Source organism: Ectothiorhodospira shaposhnikovii, assembly GCF_016584105.1.
GTDB lineage: Bacteria > Pseudomonadota > Gammaproteobacteria > Ectothiorhodospirales > Ectothiorhodospiraceae > Ectothiorhodospira > Ectothiorhodospira shaposhnikovii.
Map to the genome: position 1 here is coordinate 44,255 of NZ_NRSM01000009.1, position 22,539 is coordinate 66,793.

Sequence of the window (22,539 nt, forward strand, 5' to 3'; positions counted from 1 at the left end):
ATGCACCAGTCATCCCGATGCATCAGGAAAACAATTCCACCTCCCCCGACATGGGGGACTGACGAAGTCTCTGGCTGTATCTCAACTCACGGTCAAGGATGGTTTCATTCTTCAGCGTCTTGAGCCTGCGCACCAACACCCTTCCATCGGAAATGCGGAAATACACTTTTCGGGGATAAATCCCCATGAGATCCCTTGCCACGATGGGAATACCCTCGGCGTTGAGATAGTCAACCGCAAAACGTGCATTCCGCTCTCCCACCGGATTATGGGTGAATCCCTGAAGAACATTCCCGCCGCCGAAGATCTTTGCCTCAAGATTCTCCCGCCGGGCACCCAGCTTGAGGACTTCATTGATGAGGATCGCCATGGAGTAATCACCGTAGCGCATGGCGCTACCCACACGGGCATCTTCTCCCCGCCGGTCATCCGGCAGCATGAAATGATTCAAGCCTCCGATACCGCTCACCCGATCCCGGATGCAAGCCCCGACACAGGAACCCAACACGGTCACCAGCATGAGGTCCAGTCCGGTAACATAGTATTCTCCCGGAAGGATCTTGACGGCGTTGATCTCGAAATGCCTGTCAAAATAATGATTTTTCGCCAATACATTTTCATGGGTATTCTTCATTCGCAGAGCGATTGGCTCCTCCTGACAGGCTCGTAAATGGTTTTTCCCCTGAGACGGAACAGGTCCGTGGCATGGGCCAGACTCTCCGAATGTCCCACAAAGAGGAGGGAATCGGGAGTCATGAGCTGATGAAAGCGCTGCATCAGCCTGTATTGTGTCGGCTTGTCGAAATAGATCAGTACATTTCGGCAAAAAATGACATCGAAAGGCCCCTTGAGGGGCCATGCCGCCCCCAGAAGATTCAACGTCCGGAAAGTCACCAGCCTTCTGACTTCAGGCCGCATCCGCACCATGCCCGCATTGCTTCCGAAGCCCCGCAAAAAAAAACGCTTCACGTCTCCCTCGGGCACTTTGCTTACCCGATCCGAATGGTAAATACCCTGGGCGGCCTGCCTGATCACCTGACTATCCAGATCCGTGGCCAGTATCCTCACGGGAGGATTCCAGACACCAAAGGCGTTGATGGCCGTCATGGCGATGGTGTAAGGCTCCTCCCCCGTGGAACAGCCGGCGGACCAGATTCGCAGCGGGCGTTCGACACGTGCCCTGGCACTGGCAAGATGCTCGGCCAACACGGGAAAATGATGGGATTCCCTGAAAAAAGCGGTCAGATTAGTGGTCAGGGCATTGACGAACTCCTCCCATTCGGCCCCATCCTCCATCAGGGCATCCAGATAAACCTGGAATGATGTCATGCCGTTTGCACGCAGCCGCCTTGCCAGTCGGCTGTAAACCATATCCCGCTTGGTCAGGCTCAGTGAAATCCCTGCATGGGTATAAATGAGACTTCGAATGCGCTCGAAATCCTGATCCGTGAAGACAAACTCACGCTGGCGCATGAAAGGCTGATCTCATCACCAAATCCTCACCGTCCGTACCCAGGGAAACGGCCCCCAAGGGTCCAATCCCTGAAAAACTAGAATTCCTCCCACTCATCCTCGGACGGGCTGTGACCAGGCGAAGTTTTTTTCGAACCGGCGGCTCCCGGCCTCGCACCGTGGGTCTTCGATGAGAGACGCGGGGTCCCCTGGGATACGGATTTTGATGCCCCCCTGACTGGCGGGATCTTCCGTTGAGCCGGCGCCGCAGCCGCCAACAAAGGCGTGCCGGATGGTGCTCTTGCGGCATCATCAATACGAAACACATTGACCGCCCGGGCCAGGCCCTGGGCCTGTTCCTCAAGAGACTCGGCCGCGGCGGCGGCCTCTTCCACCAGGGACGCATTCTGCTGGGTCACGTCGTCCATCTGGGTCACTGCAGTATTGACCTGCTCTATGCCCGAACTCTGCTCATCGGCGGCGGCGGAGATTTCGGAGATGAGATCAGCCACGCGCTTGATCTGATTCACCATCTCCTCCATGGCGTCACCGGCTTCAAGCACCAGCGTGCTCCCCTCACTGATGGTTGCGGCATCCTCCGCGATCAAGGCCTTGATCTCCTTGGCCGCGGACGCGGAACGCTGGGCCAGATTCCTCACCTCTCCGGCCACGACCGCAAATCCGCGCCCCTGCTCACCGGCACGGGCTGCCTCCACGGCGGCATTCAGGGCAAGGATATTGGTCTGGAAGGCGATACCGTCGATGACCGCAATGATCTCGCTGACCTTTTCGGAGCTCTCGGTGATGGCCTTCATGGAAGCCACTGCGGCGCGCACTTTTTCCCCACCGGTGGTGGCGGTTTCACGGGCCGTATTGGAAAGCTGGTTGGCCTGGCGGGCATTATCCGCGGTCTGTTTCACCGTGGATGTCAGCTCCTCCATGCTGGAAGCGGTTTCCTCCAGACTGGAGGCCTGCTCCTCGGTACGCTGGGACAGGTCGGCATTGCCCATGGATATTTCCCGCGCCGCAGTATTGATGGCGTCCACGGATTCCTTGATCTGAGAAATCAACTCCCTGAGGCGGGACACGGTGGTATTGGTGTCGTCCTTGAGCTGGCCGAAGGTACCTTCGTACTGCCCCGTGACCTGCTGGGTGAGATCGCCATGAGAGACCGCATCCAGGACCCGGGCCACTTCCGCCAATCCGGAGGCGGTCTTTTCCATCAGGGTGTTAACACCCTCACCCAGGCGTTTGAAGAACCCCGTCAGCTCGCCTGTGGGGATACGTTTGGAGAAATCCCCCTTGACGGCACCTTCCACCAGTGTACTGACCTGTTCTTCCACCATCAGCTCTTGAGTGCGATCCGTCCATTCCATCACCACCCCGACCCGCTCTCCCGAATCATTCATGATGGGATTGGCCACCAGACGGAAGGTTCGAACTCCGATCCTGATCTGGGTATCAAGTGTGGAACGCATGGTCTCCATCATCTGACGTTGGTGGGAGGGATTCTTGTGGAAGATATCCACATTGGAGCCCAGAATCTGATCAGGATTGAAATTCGGCAGATCCTTGCGGATGTCGTTGGCGGCGCGGCGGAACATCTCCAGGACCGCCTGATTGACGTAGATGATCTGACCGCCAGGATCCGACACCATCACACTGGACGATACGCTATCCAGTGCGTAGCGGATGCGCAGGTTCTCGGCCGAGATGCGCCGGGTTTCGGCAATATCCGCCTTGAGCTTGGCTTGCATCTCGGACAGCCCCCTGAGGGCCAGACCGATCTCGTCCTTGCGATTATCCTGGATCTTCTGATCATAATGCCCCTCGCCGATGGCGGCGAAATGTGTGACCAGTGAACGAAGCGGGCGAACCAGACTGATGAACGTCAGTGTGGCCAGCCCAATGGCAAGGATGACCGTGATGGCGGCCAGCCAGATGACCTTGCGAATCTCTGCCTGGGAATCCGCGACCGCCTGAGTGGCCTGGGCCGTGGCACGGGCCATGTTGCCTTCCACCAGCTCATCGAAAGTGGCACCCATGGTGTTTGAAATGGGGATCATGCGGTGCATGATGTCCCGGTATTCATTCATCAGCTGGTCGAAACGCGCCGGATCCGTGGTGCTGATCATCTCCTGGAGCAAGCGGTCAAGGTCGACGTAGATGGTCCTCCAGGCCAGATATTCACCCGTCAGCCGGGTGAATATCCGTCGCCCTTCTTCCGTCAATCGGGGAATGTCGCTGATCTCGGCCCAGTTGCGATCGATATTCTCCCAGGACCGCACCCGCTGGCCGGCAATGCTGCGCAGGCCCGCCTTGTCCACATAGGCGTCATGATGGACCAGAACCTCCATCGTCTGGGCACGGATAGCCATCCGTTCGGTATTGAGGCTGGTCAACGCCCGCATGGATGGCAGACGGTTATCCCGGATCTGCTGCGAATAGCCGGACCAGCTGCTGAAACCCACATAGGCCTCATAAGCGGCATATCCCAGAGCCAGAATCAGCACCCCACCGAGGAAACCGATCTTGATTCCTGCTGAAAGATTGTCGAACCAGCGCATGTGCGTATCCCCCACCGGGTTCCTTCGTGAAGACGGCTAGACCGAGCCGGACTGAACCTGATCCACCAATCCCATCTCACCGCTGCTCATCAACTTTTCAATGTCCACAACGATGACCATTCGCTCTTCAAGGGTGGCCAGCCCCTCGATATAGGCCGTATCCAGGAGGGCACCGAATTCCGGGGCAGGATGTATCTGCTCCGGCTTGAGGGCAATGACATCGGATACCCCATCCACCACCATGCCGACGACCCGGCCACCGATGTTCAGGATGATGACCACGGTGAACTGGTTATACTCCACCGTGCCCAGATGAAATTTCAGCCGCATATCGATGATCGGGACGATCACCCCGCGCATGTTGATCACGCCCTTGATGAAATCAGGGGAATTCGCAATCTTGGTGACTGCGTCATAGCCACGTATTTCCTGTACGTTGAGGATGTCGATGCCGTATTCCTCATCACCCAAGGTAAAAGTCAGGTATTCACGGCTTTCATCACTACTGATGACGGCCTTGCCCCGCGCTGTTTCAGTCATGTACCAGCTCCCGGCTCCATAGGGGCCACCATGGGCGACCCGAGCCTGCGATTGAGTCGCATCAGTTCATCCACGTCAAGGATCAGGGCCACCCTCCCGTCACCCATGATGGTGGCACCGGACACCCCTTCCACCTTTCGGTAATTGGTTTCCAGGCTCTTGATCACAACCTGGTGATGGGCCACCAGTTCATCCACCAGCAGCGCCGCCCGGCCCTCGTTGGTATCCACGATCACCACGATGCCATCCTCCACCGACATCCTGCGCCCTTGCCGCGAGAAGATACGCCCCAGTTCAATCAGGGGCAGGTATTCTTCACCCACCTGAAACACACGCCCCTTGCCGGATATCGTCCTGACCTGCTCACGCCGGGGTTGAACGGACTCGCGAATCGCGGTGAGCGGCAAGATGAAGATCTCGTCTTCCATGCGCACCGACATGCCGTCCAGAATGGCCAGAGTCAAGGGTAACCGGATCACGATCCTTGTCCCTTGCCCCAACTCGGAGTCGATCTCGATCCGGCCATTCATCTGTTCGATATTGCGGCGCACCACATCCATGCCGACACCGCGACCGGAGATGTCCGTAACCTTCTCCGCGGTGGAGAAGCCCGGGGCAAAGATGAGTTGCCAGACCTCCTTGCTGGACGGATTGTCGGACACGGGAATGCCCTTTTCCTGCGCCTTAGCCAGCAGTCGATCCCGGTTCAGGCCGGCACCATCATCGCTCACCTCCACCACGATGTTGCCGCCCTGATGACTGGCGCGCAGCACGATCTGCCCCACTTCGGGCTTGCCGGCAGCCCGGCGCTCCCCGGGCGGCTCGATGCCATGGTCGATGCTGTTGCGGACCAGGTGATTCAGTGGATCGGCCAGCCGCTCAATCAGCCCCTTGTCCAGTTCGGTATCTTCCCCCACCAGCTTGAGGTTGACCTTCTTGTTCAGGGAGGCGGCCGTATCCCGGACCACCCGTGGAAAACGGTTGAACACGAAACTGATGGGCATCATGCGGATGGACATGACGGCCTGCTGCAGATCCCGGGAATTCCGTTCCAGGCCGGACAGGCCGTTGAAGATGGACTGATGGCTCGCCGGGTCCAGACTGGACACCGATTCCGCCAGCATGGCATGGGTGATCACCAGTTCGCCCACCAGATTGATAAGCTGATCCACCTTTTCCACGCTGACCCGGATGGAGGCATCTCCCCCGGCAGGCACCCGCCGCGGCGGGGGTTGGCGGCGCCCGCCTCCCGGGAGCGGAGCGGCACCGTCGGAGGGCGGCCCCGGGGGGGGTGCCGGGTTGTCGACGGATGCTACTCGCCCAGGGCCTCCGGGCGCGTCATCGAAGAAACCAAAACCCTGCGTCACCTCCTCCTGCTCCCGGGTCTCCAGAGCAGTGACCTGGAGCATGCCTGGGTTACCCTCGAACAACCCGTACCCGGAACGCTCCCGCTCCACCGGTTGGCCGCCACTCCCCGGGGCATCCTCGAACAGCCCGTATGCCTCCTCCCCACCGACCCCGGCTATGGTTTCCACCACCGGACTGGAGGCTGTAACGCCGTCGACCAGTGGTTCGAAAAAGCCATAACCGGGATCGGCATCCGACGCCCCGGGATCGTCCAGGGGTTCCACATGCACGCCGGCGGCATCACAGACAAAGTCCAGCAGATCCATGATCCGGGCACGGGAAACCGGCGCGGTCAGTTGCCAGCACAGGGTGCCCTCCCCCATGTCCTCTGGCTCAAGGTGCCCCAGTTCTGCCAGGGCAGCGACCAGTCCATCCAGAGAGTCATCAGGCCCAAGTCCCGCCTGTTCCCGATGAATACGGATCACCCACGCCGGGCAGTACTGTTGATCGCCATCATGCCCGGTTGAGGAACCCGGCTCAGCAGAGGAATCCGGGGACAGGGGCACGGCAGACGGACCCGGTGTCACCTCCATATCGGACAGTCTTTCCAGCCTGTTGCAGACTTCCGCAATACGGGGGGCTTCATACAGCCCTCCTTCCTGGTGTGCCGCCAGCTGTGCCTTGAGCACGTCACCGGCGTCCAGAAAGGCGTCCACCATGTCAGTGGTGGGCTGCAGCTCCTGCTTGCGCAGGCGGTCCAGCAGCGTCTCCAGTACATGGGTCACCCGCGCCATGTCGGTAAAACCGAAGGTGCCGGCCCCCCCCTTGATGGAGTGGGCGGCACGAAAGATGGCGTTGAGCATCTCCTTGTCGGCCGCATCCACGTCCAGTTCCAGGAGCAGGCTTTCCATTTCGGTCAGGTGCTCGGCAGCCTCGTCGAAAAACACCTGATAAAACTGGCTCATATCGATGGTCATGCCACTTGCCCCTGCATGGGTTGAGGCTTCACGCTTCAGCCGATGACCTTACGGACGACCTCCAGCAATTTCTGGGGATCAAAGGGCTTGACCAGCCATCCGGTGGCCCCCGCAGCCCGCCCCTGGGACTTCATGGCATCCCCCGACTCGGTGGTCAGCATGAGGATTGGGACCGTCCTGTACTGGGGCAGGCCACGCAGGGCCTTGATCAGACTGATACCATCCATTCGCGGCATGTTCTGATCGGTAAAAATCAGATCGAACTGTCCCGCACGGGCCTTGTCGAGGCCGTCCTGGCCATCCACCGCTTCGGTAACGGCATATCCCGCCCCCTTGAGCGTGAAGGACACCATCTGGCGAATGGAGGCGGAGTCATCCACCGTGAGGATCGTCTTGGGCATTGCGAACTTCTCCTTGATGTCTTACTCCGAATAGTCGGCTCAGAGTGAGCGTTCTTGAGCCCAACCGGTTCCACTGAGCATATATCCTAATTTCAAAGAAGACAGAACGTAAGCGAAATGTGACGGACCGCACAAAGGCGTCACCCGAAGCACTGGCACCAGCAACCCGTACAACCTGTATCACTGACAGGCTACGCCAAAAAAAAGGGTGGCCCGAAGGCCACCCCCTTGAAGTCGCCCAGCCGACCTACCGTATCAACCGGGTCTTTCAGCCTCGGCCTTGGCATCGGCACGGAACATGGCCTTGATTCCCCTGAGGGCCTGACGGGTCCGGTGTTCGTTTTCGATCAGGCCGAAACGGACGTGAGTATCGCCGTAGCTGCCGAAACCGATCCCCGGGGACACCGCGACCTTGGCATCCCGCAACAGTTTCTTACAGAACTCCAGGGACCCCATGTGCTGGTACTGTTCTGGAATGGGCGCCCACACGAACATGGTGGCCTTGGGTTTTTCCACCGGCCAGCCCAGGGCATTGAGGCCGTCGCAGAGCACATCCCGGCGTACCCGGTACAGCTGGCGGATCTCCTCGACACATTCCTGGGGGCCTTCCAGGGCGGTGATGGCTGCCACCTGGATCGGGGTGAAGGTACCGTAGTCAAGATAGGACTTGATTCTGCCCAGGGCGGATACCAGAGTGGGATTGCCGCACATGAAACCCACCCGCCAACCAGGCATGTTGTAGGTCTTGGACAGGGTGTAGAACTCCACCGCCAGGTCCTTGGCGCCGGGTACCTGCAGGATGGAAGGGGCCTTGTAGCCGTCAAACACAATCTCCGCATAGGCCAGGTCATGAACTACCCAGATCTTGTGCTCACGGGCAATGGCCACCACCTTCTCGAAGAATTCCAGCTCCACGCACTGGGTGGTGGGATTGGCGGGGAAATTCAGGATCAGCATCTTGGGACGCGGCCAGGAATCCTGGATGGAGCGCTCCAGCTCGGCAAAAAAATCCACATCCGGCGTCAGCGGGACATGGCGGATATCGGCGCCGGCGATGACGCAGCCGTAGGGGTGAATGGGATAGGCCGGATTGGGCACCAGCACCGCATCGCCGGGCCCCAGCGTCGCCAGCGCAAGATGGGCCAGCCCTTCCTTGGAACCGATGGTGACGATGGATTCGGTCTCCGGGTCCAGATCCACGTCATAGGTATCCTTGTACCAGCGGCAGATGGCCCGCCGCAGACGCGGGATGCCCTTGGACATGGAATAGCGGTGGGTGTCACCGCGCCGCGATGCCTCCACCAGCTTTTCGACGATGTGATCCGGGGTGGGCTGATCCGGATTCCCCATGCCGAAATCAATCACATCCTCGCCTCTGGCACGGGCCTTGGCCTTCAGGTCATTGACGATACTGAAGACGTAGGGGGGAAGTCGCTTGATTCTCGGAAACTCTTCGATCACAGGGGTAATCCGCGTTGCAGAAGGGGAAGAATGAGAAGACTGCAGATAAACCGGAAACGATACTGGGCACCCGGAAACCTGTCAATCAGGTGGATCCGCACTTGCCTTGCCGGGACCGTGGCGTTAGCTTCGACCCCATGAAGATGACTCGCGAATACGGTGACGGCCAGCACGTGATCACGGCCCATGGCACGACCTGGATTCAGGTCAACCAGACCCGCTACGAGAGCAGCCTGGTGGTGCTGCCCCACGCCCTCATCCCAGACTGGGGCGTGGGTTCCAGGGAGGCACTGTCCCTGGAGAGTCTGGAACCCATCCTGTCGCACTCACCGGAGATCATCCTGCTGGGGACCGGTCCGGAACCGCGGTTCCCTGCCAGGGAAGTTCTGCAGCGGTTCCGGGATCTTCGCATCGGCCTGGAAATCATGGACACCCCCGCCGCCTGCCGCACCTACAATGCCATCATGAGCGAAGGGCGGCGGGTGGCCGCCGCCCTGATGCTGCCGGGAAACTGAAGGCCCACCCGCCGGGAAAGGCTTCAGTTCTGCAGCAGCGTCTCTTCGGAAAACCCCCGGCTTTCCAGGATCTTGCGCAGACGTTTCAAGGCATCCATCTGGATCTGCCGCACCCGTTCCCGGGTGACGCCCAGTTCAAGCCCCACCTGTTCCAGGGTACTGCGCTCGAAGCCATGGAGCCCGAAGCGGCGCACGATCACTTCCCGCTGTTTTTCGTCCAGTTCCATCAGCCACTCGTCCACATAATGGACCACGTCCTCGTCCTGGATCAGTTCGGAGGGCTCCGGCGTCTGTTCGTCGGGAATGACATCCAGCAGGGGACGGTCGCTCTCCTTGCCGATGGGCAGGTCCACCGAAGTCACCCGCTCCGACAGCGCCAGCATCTTCTTTACATCCTGCACCGGTTTGTCCAGGTGTCTGGCCACCTCCTCCGCCGTCGGCTCGTGATCCAGTTCCTGGGCCAGCTGTCGGGATGCGCGCAAATAGACGTTCAGTTCCTTGATGACATGGATGGGCAGACGGATGGTCCGCGTCTGGTTCATGATCGCACGCTCAATGGTCTGGCGGATCCACCAGGTGGCGTAGGTGGAAAAGCGAAAGCCCCGTTCCGGGTCAAACTTTTCCACCGCCCGGATCAGCCCCAGATTGCCCTCTTCGATGAGATCCAGCAGGGCCAGACCGCGATTCATGTACCGGCGGGCGATCTTGACCACCAGGCGCAGATTGCATTCGATCATCTTGCATCGACCGTACTCGTCCCCCCGCTGGGCCAGACGCGAGTAATGGACCTCCTCCTCCGGTGTCAGCAGGGGTGAGAACTCGATCTCGCTCAGATAGATCCGGGTGGCATCCATGTCGCTCTTGGGCACTTCGCCCGCGGCGAAAACCCTGGGTTGATCTTCATCTTCCGCCACTGACGACTCCGCCTCATCGGCATCCACATCCGCCAGTGATGACGATGGAGTCTGTTCAGGGTCTAGTGTTTCCTCCTCGACACGTTCATCCTCATCCGGCCGCTCTTCCTCATCCTCAAACACGGGGTTCTTGTCTCGCCGCCTGGGCATGTGACCTCCTGTGCGGGGCTGCCACGCCCCTTGTTATCGGTCTGGCATGTAACGCAAGGGATCCACCGGCTTTCCATCCTTGCGAATCTCGAAATGCAGCATGGGTCGATCCGTACCGGAGTCACCAAGCAGGGCGATCTGCTGTCCCGCAGCTACCCTGGCACCTTCGTTGACAAGGATATTGTCATTATGACCGTAAGCACTTAGATAACTATCGTTGTGCTTAATGATAATAAGCTTCCCATATCCGACAAGTCCACTTCCACTGTAAACCACGCGACCGGCGGCGGCGGCGCGCACCGGCTGGCCACGCTGACCGGCGATGGCAATACCTTTTTTGCCGGTCCCCTGCGCATCGAAGCGACGAATGACCTGGCCATTGGTAGGCCATTGCCAGACCAGGGGACCACCTGAGGCCGCCGGTGACGGTGCAGGGGTGACCGGGTCACGCACCGGCTGGGCCACGGGGGCCGGGCGAGGCGGCGTGGAGGCAGCGGGCGGGGGTGTCGTCGTCGGGACGGGTCTGGAGGAAGCCGGGGCCGTTGGCTCGGGACGGGCGGCGGGCGCGGAAGAAGCGGAAGTGGACGGCGCCGGGACCGGTGCCGGTGTCGGCGTGGATGCCCGCGGCGGCGGGGAGTCGGCCGGGGTTTCCCGGGGAGCGGTCGCCGTGGTCCGTGGCGGCGTGGCAGTCGTTGCCGCTGCCGTTGCCGTCCTGGACTGTCCCGGTAGCGGATTCATCCGCAGGCGCTGGCCGGGATAGATGGTGTAAGGCTCGCGAATCCCGTTCCAGCGGGCCAGCTCCTGCCATTCCAGGCCATAACGCCAGGCAATCGAATAGAGGGTTTCATGCTGACGAACCGTATAGGTTCCGGAGCGAAACGCCGGATCTTCGGGTTTGATGGCAGCGCAACCCGATAACAACAGCAACAGAATGAGCGCCAGTCCCTTCACCGTGTCTCGTTCATCCGTACCAATGATAAAGAGCAACCGCCAGCAACAGGCAGGCCACCGTCACCCATCCCAGCCATTCGATATAGGGCCGCAGTTTTGGTTCCACCACGGGACCCAGCCAGCTGATCAAAAGCGCCACGGCAAAGAACCGTGCGCCCCGCCCCAGAAACGATGCGATGAGGAAGGGCAACAGGGCCATGGACAGGGCGCCGGCGGTGATGGTGAACAGCTTGTAGGGAATGGGAGAAAAGCCAGCCACCAGCACCACCCAAACCCCCCAATGGGTAAACCACTCCTTGGCCCGTGCCAGCTCATCGCCATAGCCCGCCGTCAGGATCACGGGTTCCAGCAGGCCAAAGGCCAGATATCCGAGCAGGTACCCCAGCAACCCGCCCAGCACCGAAAACAGGGTGGTGATGAAGGCCAGATACAGTCCCTGATGGGGCCGGGCCGCCGCCATCGGGGCCAGCATCACATCGGGAGGCACGGGAAAAAAAGACGATTCGGCAAAGGACAGGGCGGCAAGATATCGCGGCGCATGCCGATGCCTTGACCAGACCATGACACGGTCGTACAGCGGCCCGAACAACCTCATGATACCTCTCCGGGCAACAGGGGCACGAAACTGACCGGCCCCAGCTCATCCTTGACGAAGGCCTTCGGGGTCCGGGTGATGCGCACCAGGGACTGGATCTCCTGCTCTCCTCCCACCGGGGCCAGCAACCGTCCCCCCACCTTGAGCTGCAAAAGCAGGGGCTCGGGAATTTCCCTGGGAGCAGCCGTAAGGAGGATGCCGTCATAGGGGGCATTCTCGGGCCAGCCATGGGTACCATCCGTATGGCGAAGGCTCACATTGTGCAAGCGCATGCTGCTGAGCACCTCGCGGGCACGCCGCTGCAAGGGCCTGACCCGTTCAAGGCTGATCACGCGCCCAACGAGCTGGGCCAGTACCGCGGCCTGATAACCCGAACCTGTCCCCACCTCCAGCACCAGCTCCGGCAAGTCCCCCTCCAGCAGGGCCTCGGTCATTCTTGCGACGATAAAAGGCTGTGAAATGGTCTGCCCAAATCCGATCGGCAGTGCCGTGTTTTCATAGGCCCGATGAGCCAACGCTTCATCCACAAACAGATGCCGCGGGGTGGCCCGCATCACCGACAACACCCGAGGATCCCTGATTCCCAGTTCCCCCAGCCTGCGCGCGAGACGGTCCCGGGCACGCTGGGAGGTCATGCCGATGCCGGCCAGATCGTGGTTCAAGCCTGCTCTCCCGTCAGCCAGCGACCGACCACATCCATGGCATCGTAGCGGGTCAGGTCGACCTGGATCGGCGTCACGGACACGAAGCCGGAACGGATCGCATGAAAATCGGTACCAGGCCCGGCATCCTGCTCCGGTCCGGCCGGCCCAACCCAGTAAATGGGGCGCCCTCTGGGGTCGGTCGCCCGGGTCACGGGTTCTGCCTTGTGGCGATGCCCCAGCCGCGTGCTCTGGAATCCACGAATCTCATCCCAGGGCAGGTTGGGAACATTGACATTCAGAATCGTGTCCGAAGGCAGGGGCATGTTGCGCAACCGTTCCAGCAGTTCCATGACGGCACGGGCGGCAGAATCAAAATGGTTACTGGGATACCCCGCCAGAGAAACAGCGATGGCGGGCAATCCCAGGAAACGCCCCTCCATGGCGGCGGCGACGGTTCCCGAGTAGAGCACATCGTCTCCCAGATTCGCACCCGAGTTGATCCCCGAGATCACCATGTCCGGTTCCTGTTCCAGCAGTCCCGTGATGGCCAGATGCACACAGTCCGTCGGGGTGCCGTCCACCCGCACATCGCCATTATCGAGGGTCTCCGGCCTCAGCGGCCTGGACAAGGTCAGGGAATTGCTGGCGCCACTGCGGTCACGGTCGGGTGCCACCACATTCACCTCGGCACAGGTTCTGAGGGCCTTCGCCAATATCTGGAGGCCCGGTGCGTGGACACCATCATCGTTACTGAGCAGTATGCGCATAGGGAGTCACTTTGAAGTCAAGTGGTTAATATACTGGAAAGCCCGTCCTTGTCGCATGCCCTCTGCATCTTTCCGACAGGCGGAATCATGGTATCCCATCACCCCAACCCGTCAGCAGACGCGCACTGACATCGGATTCAAGAACATGCCTGTCAAAGACCCGCAGGATGACGACAGCACTCTCTTCCGTCAGGCCGTCGGTCCGGTGGAACCCGTGAAAACAGACCGCGCCATACTACAGCGGCGGCGCCCCTCCCCTCATCCCCGTCAAACCGAAGCCGATCAGCGTCGGGCCCTGGAAGATCTGGCGGAAGATCCCTTTCGGGCAACCGACATACAGCCTGGAGACGAGCTGTTATTTTTCCGGGAGGGCCTTCAGCGGCAGGTGATCAGGAAACTGCGACGAGGGCATTACCGGATCGCGGCGGAGCTTGATCTCCATGGCATGACGGCGCGCGAGGCCCACGCCGAGCTGAGTCTTTTCCTTGCCGCCGCCAGGGAGAGACGGCTGCGGTGTGTCAGAATCATTCACGGCAAAGGACTGCGCTCCAGCAACAAGGGACCGGTACTCAAGAGCCGGGTTGCTCACTGGCTGCAGCAACGATCCGAGATCCTGGCATTCTGCTCGGCCCCTCCAGCAGAGGGCGGCACCGGAGCAGTGCTGGTCCTGCTCCGGCTCTCCGGGTAACAACGTCACGAGGCCGCTAATCGTTGCACGATACAGATCCATACCATGGTAGTATGAAAACCCATAGGCAGACCCGTCGTTAGGCCATATCCGCCTCGTTGCCGGGAGGGCATGACATGACAAGACATTCATTGGCCACGCTGGCGGCAGTGCTGCTCGCCATCGGCAGTCCGGGCCTGACAGCCCAGGAAGCGGGTGAAGAAATCCAGCCCCGCATCGAGAACATTCGGGCCGCCGTACAGCATTTTGGCGGCACCCTGCAGGGTGAGCTCAAGCAGGCGCTGGAGAGCGGAGGCCCCTTGCATGCCATCGAGGTCTGCAGCCAGCGGGCCGGAGACATATCCCGGGCCGTTTCTGAATCCAGCGGCCTCAATATCGGCCGTACCAGCCTCAAGATCCGCAACCCGGAAAATACCCCGGACGGCTGGGAGCGGCTGGTTCTGGAATCCTTCGAGGCTAGGCTGGCTGCCGGGGAGTCTCCTCAAACCATGGAATTCTACGAAATCTATCAGCGCGGGGAAGAACGGGAGTTCCGTTACATGCGTGCCATCCCCGCCGGTGAGGCCTGCCTGACCTGCCACGGGCAGGCGATCCGCTATGACGTGGAGCATGCCCTGCTCCGCATGTATCCCGATGACCAGGCCCGTGGCTATGCAGAAGGCCAGATAAGGGGGGCGTTCACCGTTGTCCAACCCATGTGATCTGATGCTGGGCGGTGAAGACCCGGCGATTCCCCACCGGCGCCGCAGGCATGCCCTGCCGGGTCGTCCCGTGGCGCCCCGAATGGACAACGACTGCCGTCGCTGCCCGGTCAGGGGTGTCAGTCTGTTTGGTGATCTGCCGGACGAGGTGGTATTCAGCCTCAACAACCCGGCGGAGCATCTGGATCTGCCTTCGGGCCATGTCCTCTATCGAGAGGGCGCCACGGCCACCGCGGCCTTCACCCTCAAGGACGGCGTGATCAAACTGACCCGCACTGCCGTGAATGGTCGCGATCAGATTCTGCGACTGCTGACCCGGGGAGACGTGATGGGGGCGGAAGGCTTGATGGGCCTTGCCTACAATCATACAGCCACCACCCTGACCCCGGTCCAGATCTGCCGCCTGCCGCTGCCGGTGCTCAAGCAGCTGCAGGCGGAACATGCCACCCTGAACCATGCCTTGCTGGCCCGTTGGGCACTGGCGCTGCAGCAAGTGGAAAATCTGGCCCTGGAGCTGGGCACCAAAAAAGCCAGCGAACGGCTCGCCACCTTTCTGCTCTACTGGCGGGCCAAGAACGGCCACTACCCCAGTATGCCCCTGCCGCTGTCCCGCACCGAGACCGGTGAGTTGCTGGGCCTCACGGTGGAAACCGTCAGCCGGTTCTTTGCCGACTGGAAACGACGGGGTTATCTGTCCGAGAAGGCCGGCATCATCCATCTCCACAACCTGGAAGCCCTTGAGAACCTGAGCGGCTCGGAATTTCTCTCCCGGATCTGACATGGCACGCGAACGTCTGATTGATCCTGCCCTGCTGGCCCTGGCGGTGGATGCCTGCAATGACGGCGTGACCATCGCCGAGCGGGAGGGCGAGGACACCATCCTCATCTACGTGAACGAAGGCTTTGAACGACTGACCGGCTATCGTGCCGAAGAGATCCTGTATCAGGACTGTCGCTTCCTGCAGAACGATGATCGCGACCAGGCCGCCCTGACTCAAATCCGTGACGCCATGGAACGCGGCATGCCCTGCCGGGTACGTCTGCGCAATTACCGCAAGGACGGCAGCCTGTTCTGGAATGAGCTGAGTATCACACCGGTATTCAACGACGAGGACCGGCTCACCTACTACATCGGCATCCAGAAGGACATCACCGCCCAGGTGGAGGCCGAGCAGGCCCTCGAAGCCGCCCGACGGGAAGCCAATCCGGATCTCTCTGTCGCACTCACCCCGGAATCCCGTCAGAGCGGCGCGGTCTGACAGCCTTCTCCGTCCTTCATCATCCCCCCATACCACTCACGAACACCCCACTGACGCCCCATGAAACTGCTGGCCATTGAAACCGCCACCGAGGCCTGTTCCGCCGCCCTGCTTCTGGACCGGGATGTCTGGGTCCGTTTCGAGGTGGAAGCCCGCGCCCATGCCCGCCTGATCCTGCCCATGATGGAGGGGTTGCTGGCGGAGGCGGGGCTGTCCCTGGGACAACTGGATGCCCTGGCCTTCGGCCGCGGACCGGGGGCCTTTACCGGCGTCCGGATCGCCGTCGGGGTGATCCAGGGTACCGCCTTTGCCGCCGATCTGCCGGTGGTACCCGTTTCCACCCTGGCGGCACTGGCCCAGCAAGGCCTGGATGAAGGGGCGGACCAGGTACTGGCCGCCCTGGATGCCCGCATGGGAGAAGTCTACTGGGGCGCCTTCCGGGGAGACGGGGACGGCCTGGCCGTCGCAGCAGGCGAAGAACGGGTCTGCGCCCCCGACGATGCCCCCCTGCCGGAATGGCGGGGCTGGCTGGGGGTGGGCCATGGCTGGTCAGCCCACGAGACGGTACTGACCACCCGCTTCGGGGACTGTCTGAGCGGAAGGCCGATGCCGGACGCCTTGCCCAGTGCCGCCGAGGTGGCCCGGCTTGCCGCCCGGGATTTCGCCCGGGGCCGGGCGGTCCCGGCGGAATCGGCCCTGCCGGTATACCTGCGCAACCGGGTGGCGGAAAAACCCCGACATCAGGCCCTCTGACGGCCCGGCACCCGTCCCGGATTTCCCCTCATCCCTCTCCGCCGTCGGCCCCGGTGTCGGTGTCGGCGAAAACCTCGACCAGGGTGGTGGCAAAGGCGCCGGCGGGCAGCGTGAAACCCAGCTGCAGGGTCTGTTCATCCTCCCACTCCCAGGTCAGCGCCTGTGGGCGGATGCGCAGGGCACGCCGTTCCTGGGTCAGACCCGCCGCCTCCAGACCTCGGGCCAGGACCGGCAGGGTCGCCGCGACACCGGCCTCCAGCGCTGCCACCCCCCCCGTCGTCGCCGGATCGCCCCGACCCCACAAGGGACCGGTCACATGCAGGGCCTGGGCCGCCAGCCGTTCGGGTACCGTGGGATCGTCCTCCTGGTAAATGAAGAAACTGCCCCGTCCATCCAGTTGCAGGGCATCACCGGGCAGGGCCTGATCCCAGATCCCATCCTCAAGCCGGGCCGCCAGGACGCGATTGAAGATCTCCGAACGGGCCGCGGACAGGTAGATCCCCCGCAGCTTCTGGTCGCGTACCTGCAGAGTGCCCTGGAACAAGGCCTCGGCCTTGGCGACATTGCCGCCGTCATGACCAAAGCGCTGGGCACCGAAAAAGTTGGGCACCCCCCGCTGCTGCATCATCACCAGCCTGGCCTGTGCCGCGTCCCGATCCCCCTCGCATTGGCGTAGCACCAGCACAAACCGGTTGCCCTGCAGGTGGCCGGTCTGGAGCTTGCGACGATGTCTTCGTGCCTCCAGGATCTCCACCTCCGGCGGCAGGTGTTCGGACCAGACTGGCGCCTCCCGACCCGGCAGGTGGACGCTGAACCACTGGGTGGTCACCGCATGGCGGTCCTTGCGGCCCGCATACCCGACGGCACGGCGCGGCACACCGGCGATGCGTCCCAGCAGGGCGGCGACGGTATCGGTATTCATGCCCCGCTTGCGGATGCTGAGCCAGACATGCTCACCCTCCCCCTCGGGCAGGGTTGCGGGGATCTCCTCCACCAGGAAGTCTTCGGGCCGATGGCGCAGGATGGCCGTCAGGGGACGGGCAAGGGGGGTGTGAAAGGAGGTCATCAGGGACTCGATCGGGTTGAAGGTTCAGGCCTGCTGGCAGGAGGGTTCGCCCAGGCCCTGCAAGAAGGTCCGGGCCTGGTCAAGATCCCTGACCCGGCCCACCGGTGGCAGACTTTTCATGAAGATACGGCCATAGGACTTGGTCTGCAGACGGGGATCACACAGCACCAGCAGCCCCTTGTCATCCGGATCACGGATCAGGCGCCCCACTCCCTGCTTGAGGGCGATCACCGCCTGGGGGATCTGCAACGACGTGAAGGGGCTGCCGCCTTCGCGGCGGATGGCCTCCATGCGGGCCTCCAGCACCGGATCACCGGGCGAGGCAAAGGGCAGACGGTCGATGATCACGCAACTGAGTGCCCGGCCCCGCACATCCACCCCTTCCCAGAAACTCTGGGCCCCCAGCAGGACACCATTGCCCGCCTCGCGAAAACGCGCCACCAGCTCCTGCCGGGGGGCGGTGCCCTGTACCAGGACGGGTCGATCCAGGCGCCGGGACAGCCAGGCGGCGGCGGCCTGCAACGCCTTGTGGCTGGTGAACAGCATGAAGGTGCCGCCCGGATTGGCCTCGATCACCGGCAGAACCGCCTGCGCCATCGCCGTCGTATAACCGGGGTGATTGGGTTCGGGCAGCCCCGAGGGAATATAGAGCCGGGCATTGGCGGCGTAGTCAAAGGGGCTGTCCAGCTGCAGACCACGGGGCACCCCGAGGCCCAGGCGCCGGTTGAAGTGATCAAAGCGGCCATCCACCGACAGGGTCGCCGAGGTGAACACCCAGGCGCTGTCGCAGGCCCCGCGATGCTGGCGGAACAGTCCTGCCACATCCAGCGGGGTCAGATGCAGACTGAAGGTCCGGGTCCAGGTTTCGTACCACTGCACCGCATCCTCCTGGGGACCATCGAACAGGGCCAGGCGCTGGAGCAGATCCAGGGCCCGCCGGGCACAGCCCTCCAACCCCTTGCCCCGCTCCGCCACCACCTCCAGGGCCTCGGCCAGGGACTGCAGATCCGCGCGTAGCCGCTGCAGGGCCGTGTCCATGCCGGGGGTGGCCGCCAACGCCGGCCATGGGGCCCGGCGCATGCCCTCCCCCATGGCCAGCCGGAAATCCTTTACCGCCTTGCCCAGCCCATCCGCCCAATCCCGTAGCTGGGGCATGTCCGGGGCCTCGTTCACCTGCTCGGAAACCGTATCCCGGGCCAGTTCCAGCAACTGCCTGGCACTGAGACTGACGCCGAAGAAACTGCCGGCCACATCCGGCAACTGATGGGCCTCGTCCAGGATGAAGGCCTCGGCCGCCGGCAGCAGCTCGCCGAACCCCTCGTCCTTGAGTGCCAGATCCGCGAACAGCAGGTGGTGATTGATCACCACCAGATCGGCCTCCTGGGCGCGGCGCCGGGCCCGCAGCACATAACACCCCCCATACTCGGGACAGTCCGTTCCCAGGCAATTGTCCGCCGTGGAGGTCACCCGGGGCCAGATCTCCGCATCCTCCGCCAGTTGGGACAATTCGGCGGTATCGCCGGTGCGGGTACCCACCGCCCAGCGTTCCACCAGGCGCAGAGGGGCGTGCAGACGGGCCTCCAGCAGCGGGCCTTCAGCCGCCGTCAGACGCAGGCGATGGGGACACAAATAGTTCGAACGCCCCTTGAGCAGGGCACAGCGTACCGACAGCCCCAGGTTTCGACAGATCAGAGGCAGATCCTTGTGAAACAGCTGATCCTGAAGATTGCGGGTACCGGTGGAGACGATGACCTTGCGACCACTGAGCAGGGCCGGCACCAGATAGGCAAAGGTCTTGCCCACACCGGTCCCCGCTTCCACCACCAGGGTGTCCTTGTCCTCCAGGGCCTGGGCCACGGCGGCGGCCATCTGCTGCTGGGGCAGACGGGCACGAAACCCCTCGATGGCATCCGCCAGAGGGCCGTCATCCCCGAGCAGTTCGGCCGCCTCGGCCGGCACGGTCATCCGGTGCGTCCCGGCTGCAGCGCCCGGGCACGCTCCAGGGCCTCCAGGGCCCCTCGTTCATCCCCGCGCAGACGCCGGGCCTGGGCAATGATGCGCCAGTTGTCCGACTGCAGGGCACGATCACTCCTGGCCAGGCTGTTGGACTTGGCGGCCAGGCTCTCCGCTTCTCCCGCCGCTCCCTGGTGCAGCCGCACCATGGCAAGCTGGTGCCAGAGACGGGCATCGTCCGGAGCGATGCGCAGAGCCCGCTCCAGGGCGGCGGCGGCACGCTCCGGCTGCCCGTCGGCCATGTGACGGTCCGCATCCCCGGCCAGGGCCACCACGGCAGGCGGCGGCGGGACCCGGGCCGCTGCAGGCGGGGCCTGGCCCATGGTATCAGTACCGTTGGGAGGGGCCTGACGCTGCGGGCGGGTGTCACCGGCAATCACCGGGGCCTGAGGGGCACGCACCTCCGGCTGGGGGACAGGAACCGGGGCCGGGGCCGGCTCCTGCGGCACCGGCGTGGGCGTCGGCACAGGCGCACGAGGTTGCGGCCGCATGTCGGGTACGGCGGCACAACCGGACAGAATCAGTACCACCAGCAGGGCGGCCGGATACCGGATGGATCGGTCACGGGGTCTCACAAAGGGCTCCTCCAGATGCATCGGCTAGCCGGTGGCCACCCGCCGCACCGCGAAGATGTTCGGCAGGGCGCCAATCTTGTCCATCACCGCACTGAGCTGGCCCGTATCGGTGATCTCCAGGGTCAGATCCATGGTCACGGTGCGTTCCGCCGGATCGGTACGGGTGGAGGCGGCCAGGACATTGACCCGGTCATTGGCCAACACCTGGGTGATGTCCCGCAACAATCCCTGACGATCAAAGGCCTCCACATGCACCACCACCGGGTAGGCCTGGCGCTCCTCGCCCCAGCTCACCTCCACCAGGCGATATCGCTTCTCGGTGGGCATGCGCAGGATATTGACACAATCCCGCCGGTGGATGGTGACGCCCTTGCCCCGGGTGATGAAACCGACAATGGGATCCCCCGGTACCGGTCGGCAGCAGCGGGCCACCTGGGTGAGCAGATTGCCCACCCCGCGAATCTGGATGCCTTTTTCGCCACTGCCGCCCTTGTCCGCGGGACGACGGGTGCGCCGGCCCATGAGGGTTTCCTCGGCGGTCAGGCTGATGGGCACCTGCAGGGCACTGGCCAATTGGGCCGGCGTGATCTCGCCGGCGCCGATGGCCACCAGCAGATCGTCCCGGCCGGGCTGATGGAAGCGCCTGATCAGCTCCTCCATGTCAGGCTCGTTCACGCCCTGCCGATGGGCCTCCCGCTCCAGGATCTGCCGTCCTTCCTGGAGGTTCTTGTCGTGATCCTGCAGCTTGAACCAGCTGCGTGCCTTGGCCCGCGCCCGCGAGGTGCGCAGATACCCCATGTTGGGATTCATCCAGTCCCGGCTGGGTCCGCCCTGACGGGTGGTGAGAACCTCTACCCGTTCACCGGAGCGCAGTTCCTGGGTCAGGGGCACGATGCGTCCGTTGACCTTGGCGCCCCGGCAGCGGTGACCCACCTCGGTGTGGATGGCATAGGCAAAATCCAGCGGGGTGGAGCCCTTGGGCAGGTCCACCACATCCCCCCTGGGGGTCAGCACGAAGACCCGGTCCTGGAACAGCTCGGAGCGGAAGTCTTCCAGCAGTTCCCGGTCATCCTCCTGGTTCTCCAGCAGGCGTCGGAGGGAGGCGATGGCGCGCATCAGGGCCTGGTCCTCCCGTCCGCCTTCCTTGTAGCGCCAGTGGGCGGCCACCCCCAGCTCGGCGAAGGCGTCCATGTCACGGGTGCGGATCTGTACCTCCACCACCTTGCCGTTGGGGCCGATGACCGCCGTGTGCAGGGACTGGTAGCCGTTGTCCTTGGGATTGGCGATGTAGTCGTCGAACTCCTTGGGAATATGGGGCCAGCGGCTGTGCACCACCCCCAGCACCGCGTAGCAGGTGGCGACCTTGTCGACGATCACCCGCACCGCCCGCAGGTCGTACAGATCCTGGAACTCCAGCTGCTTGCGGTCCATCTTCTTCCAGATGCTGTAGATGTGCTTGGGCCGGCCCCGCACCTCCCCTTCCACCTGTTCCTCCGCCAGTGCCTGACGCAGACGCTCGGTGAAGTCCTGAATGTACTGTTCCCGCTCCAGCCGGCTCTCCTCCAGCAGCTTGGCCACCATGCGGTAGTGATCCGGGTCCTGGATGCGGAAGGCCAGATCCTCCATCTCCCACTTGACCTGGGCCACGCCCAGGCGGTTGGCCAGGGGGGTGAAGATCTCCTGGGTCTCCCGGGCATAGGCCCGGGCCAGGGCATCCGGCTCCTGGGACATCAGCCGCAGATGCTGCAGGCGATAGGCCAGCTTGATGAGTACCGCCCGCACGTCGTCCACCATCGCCAGCAACATGCGACGCAACCGCTCGGCCTGCTCCGGCGCGCCGTCCAGCTGGCCCGGGGCACTGCGGAAGGTGGTGAGCAGATGCACGTTCTTCACCAGCCGTGCCACCTGCTCGCCGAAATGGCGGGACAGGTCATCATCTGAAAGGCTGCCGTCGAAATGGGCATCCAGCAACAGGGTCGCAATCAGGGTGTCCTTGTCCACCCCCAGCACCCGCAGGTTCTCGGCCACATCCAGGCAATGGGGCTGACGGGGCTGGCGCTCGTGCTCGGCCAGGGCATGGGTCAGGGCCATGGACAGACGCACGTCGGTACCGCTCCCGGGGGGCGTGAAACGCGCCGCCAGGGCTTCGCGGGACTCGTGGACCAGGGATGACTTGTCGTATCGGGTATGACGCATGGGCGCA

The 22,539-nt window shown here is 62.8% G+C and carries 22 protein-coding genes; 6 read left to right on the plus strand and 16 right to left on the minus strand.

Annotated elements, in window-relative coordinates; genetic code table 11:
• Positions 1-22 precede the first annotated feature (22 nt).
• From cheD to alaC, 7 genes are all read right to left on the minus strand, one after another.
• Positions 23-634, minus strand: a complete 612-nt coding sequence (gene cheD, locus CKO35_RS06855) for a chemoreceptor glutamine deamidase CheD (protein WP_200173955.1) — start codon at positions 632-634, stop codon at positions 23-25.
• Positions 631-1,473 carry a CheR family methyltransferase gene (locus tag CKO35_RS06860; RefSeq protein WP_200173957.1) on the minus strand — a complete coding sequence of 281 codons (843 nt, stop codon included), beginning with the start codon at positions 1,471-1,473 and terminating at the stop codon, positions 631-633. Before CKO35_RS06860 ends, cheD begins: the two co-directional genes overlap by 4 nt.
• 77 nt (positions 1,474-1,550) lie before the next feature.
• Positions 1,551-4,019, minus strand: a complete 2,469-nt coding sequence (locus CKO35_RS18190; protein WP_274600805.1) for a methyl-accepting chemotaxis protein — start codon at positions 4,017-4,019, stop codon at positions 1,551-1,553.
• 36 nt (positions 4,020-4,055) lie between these two features.
• Positions 4,056-4,559 (minus strand): chemotaxis protein CheW, encoded by a 504-nt coding sequence (locus CKO35_RS06870; RefSeq protein ID WP_200173959.1) that lies wholly within the window; start codon positions 4,557-4,559, stop codon positions 4,056-4,058.
• Complete coding sequence (locus CKO35_RS06875; RefSeq protein ID WP_200173961.1) at positions 4,556-6,883, minus strand: chemotaxis protein CheW; 2,328 nt, start codon at positions 6,881-6,883, stop codon at positions 4,556-4,558. The genes CKO35_RS06870 and CKO35_RS06875 overlap by 4 nt, the downstream gene beginning before the upstream one ends.
• A 35-nt stretch (positions 6,884-6,918) precedes the next feature.
• Positions 6,919-7,284, minus strand: a complete 366-nt coding sequence (locus CKO35_RS06880) for a response regulator (protein WP_200173963.1) — start codon at positions 7,282-7,284, stop codon at positions 6,919-6,921.
• A 255-nt stretch (positions 7,285-7,539) separates the two neighbouring features.
• Positions 7,540-8,745 (minus strand): alanine transaminase, encoded by a 1,206-nt coding sequence (gene alaC / locus CKO35_RS06885; protein WP_200173965.1) that lies wholly within the window; start codon positions 8,743-8,745, stop codon positions 7,540-7,542.
• A gap of 137 nt (positions 8,746-8,882) precedes the next feature.
• On the opposite strand from alaC, the gene CKO35_RS06890 reads away from it, so the two are divergent.
• The gene (locus CKO35_RS06890; RefSeq protein WP_242467067.1) at positions 8,883-9,260 is read left to right on the plus strand and encodes an Mth938-like domain-containing protein; all 378 of its coding nucleotides are present in this window, start codon (positions 8,883-8,885) and stop codon (positions 9,258-9,260) included.
• A gap of 23 nt (positions 9,261-9,283) precedes the next feature.
• Here the strand turns inward: CKO35_RS06890 and rpoS are convergent, their stop codons facing one another.
• Genes rpoS through surE form a run of 5 tightly spaced genes read right to left on the minus strand, consistent with a single transcriptional unit; the run spans position 9,284 to position 13,281 of the window.
• Entirely contained in the window at positions 9,284-10,324 is a 1,041-nt protein-coding gene (rpoS, locus tag CKO35_RS06895) for an RNA polymerase sigma factor RpoS (protein WP_200173966.1), read from the minus strand.
• A 33-nt stretch (positions 10,325-10,357) separates the two neighbouring features.
• Positions 10,358-11,275, minus strand: coding sequence for a peptidoglycan DD-metalloendopeptidase family protein (locus CKO35_RS06900; protein ID WP_200173968.1), 918 nt, complete (start codon positions 11,273-11,275; stop codon positions 10,358-10,360).
• 10 nt (positions 11,276-11,285) lie between these two features.
• Entirely contained in the window at positions 11,286-11,870 is a 585-nt protein-coding gene (locus tag CKO35_RS06905) for a YqaA family protein (RefSeq protein WP_200173970.1), read from the minus strand.
• Complete coding sequence (locus CKO35_RS06910) at positions 11,867-12,505, minus strand: protein-L-isoaspartate(D-aspartate) O-methyltransferase (protein WP_420870743.1); 639 nt, start codon at positions 12,503-12,505, stop codon at positions 11,867-11,869. Before CKO35_RS06910 ends, CKO35_RS06905 begins: the two co-directional genes overlap by 4 nt.
• Before the next feature lie 23 nt (positions 12,506-12,528).
• Positions 12,529-13,281 (minus strand): 5'/3'-nucleotidase SurE, encoded by a 753-nt coding sequence (surE, locus tag CKO35_RS06915; RefSeq protein ID WP_200173974.1) that lies wholly within the window; start codon positions 13,279-13,281, stop codon positions 12,529-12,531.
• A 145-nt stretch (positions 13,282-13,426) separates the two neighbouring features.
• Between surE and CKO35_RS06920 the strand changes: the two genes are divergently transcribed.
• The 5 genes from CKO35_RS06920 (at position 13,427) to tsaB (ending at position 16,682) form a co-directional block, all read left to right on the plus strand.
• Entirely contained in the window at positions 13,427-13,969 is a 543-nt protein-coding gene (locus CKO35_RS06920; protein WP_200173976.1) for a Smr/MutS family protein, read from the plus strand.
• Positions 13,970-14,085: 116 nt separating this feature from the next.
• A complete protein-coding gene (locus CKO35_RS06925) occupies positions 14,086-14,670 on the plus strand; it encodes a Tll0287-like domain-containing protein (protein WP_200173978.1) in 585 nt (194 codons plus the stop codon).
• A gap of 4 nt (positions 14,671-14,674) precedes the next feature.
• Positions 14,675-15,448 (plus strand): Crp/Fnr family transcriptional regulator, encoded by a 774-nt coding sequence (locus CKO35_RS06930; RefSeq protein WP_200173980.1) that lies wholly within the window; start codon positions 14,675-14,677, stop codon positions 15,446-15,448.
• Position 15,449: 1 nt separating this feature from the next.
• On the plus strand, positions 15,450-15,929 hold the full coding sequence (locus tag CKO35_RS06935; protein ID WP_200173982.1) for a PAS domain-containing protein: 480 nt from the start codon (positions 15,450-15,452) through the stop codon (positions 15,927-15,929).
• 60 nt (positions 15,930-15,989) lie between these two features.
• Positions 15,990-16,682, plus strand: coding sequence for a tRNA (adenosine(37)-N6)-threonylcarbamoyltransferase complex dimerization subunit type 1 TsaB (tsaB, locus tag CKO35_RS06940; protein ID WP_200173984.1), 693 nt, complete (start codon positions 15,990-15,992; stop codon positions 16,680-16,682).
• Positions 16,683-16,710: 28 nt separating this feature from the next.
• Here the strand turns inward: tsaB and truD are convergent, their stop codons facing one another.
• The 4 genes from truD to relA are packed head-to-tail and all read right to left on the minus strand — an operon-like array spanning position 16,711 to position 22,532.
• A complete protein-coding gene (gene truD / locus CKO35_RS06945; protein WP_200173986.1) occupies positions 16,711-17,748 on the minus strand; it encodes a tRNA pseudouridine(13) synthase TruD in 1,038 nt (345 codons plus the stop codon).
• 24 nt (positions 17,749-17,772) lie between these two features.
• A complete protein-coding gene (locus CKO35_RS06950; protein WP_200173988.1) occupies positions 17,773-19,713 on the minus strand; it encodes a DNA repair helicase YoaA in 1,941 nt (646 codons plus the stop codon).
• Positions 19,710-20,336 carry a tetratricopeptide repeat protein gene (locus tag CKO35_RS06955; protein ID WP_338031763.1) on the minus strand — a complete coding sequence of 209 codons (627 nt, stop codon included), beginning with the start codon at positions 20,334-20,336 and terminating at the stop codon, positions 19,710-19,712. Before CKO35_RS06955 ends, CKO35_RS06950 begins: the two co-directional genes overlap by 4 nt.
• A 24-nt stretch (positions 20,337-20,360) precedes the next feature.
• Positions 20,361-22,532, minus strand: a complete 2,172-nt coding sequence (relA, locus tag CKO35_RS06960; RefSeq protein ID WP_200173992.1) for a GTP diphosphokinase — start codon at positions 22,530-22,532, stop codon at positions 20,361-20,363.
• Positions 22,533-22,539 lie beyond the last annotated feature (7 nt).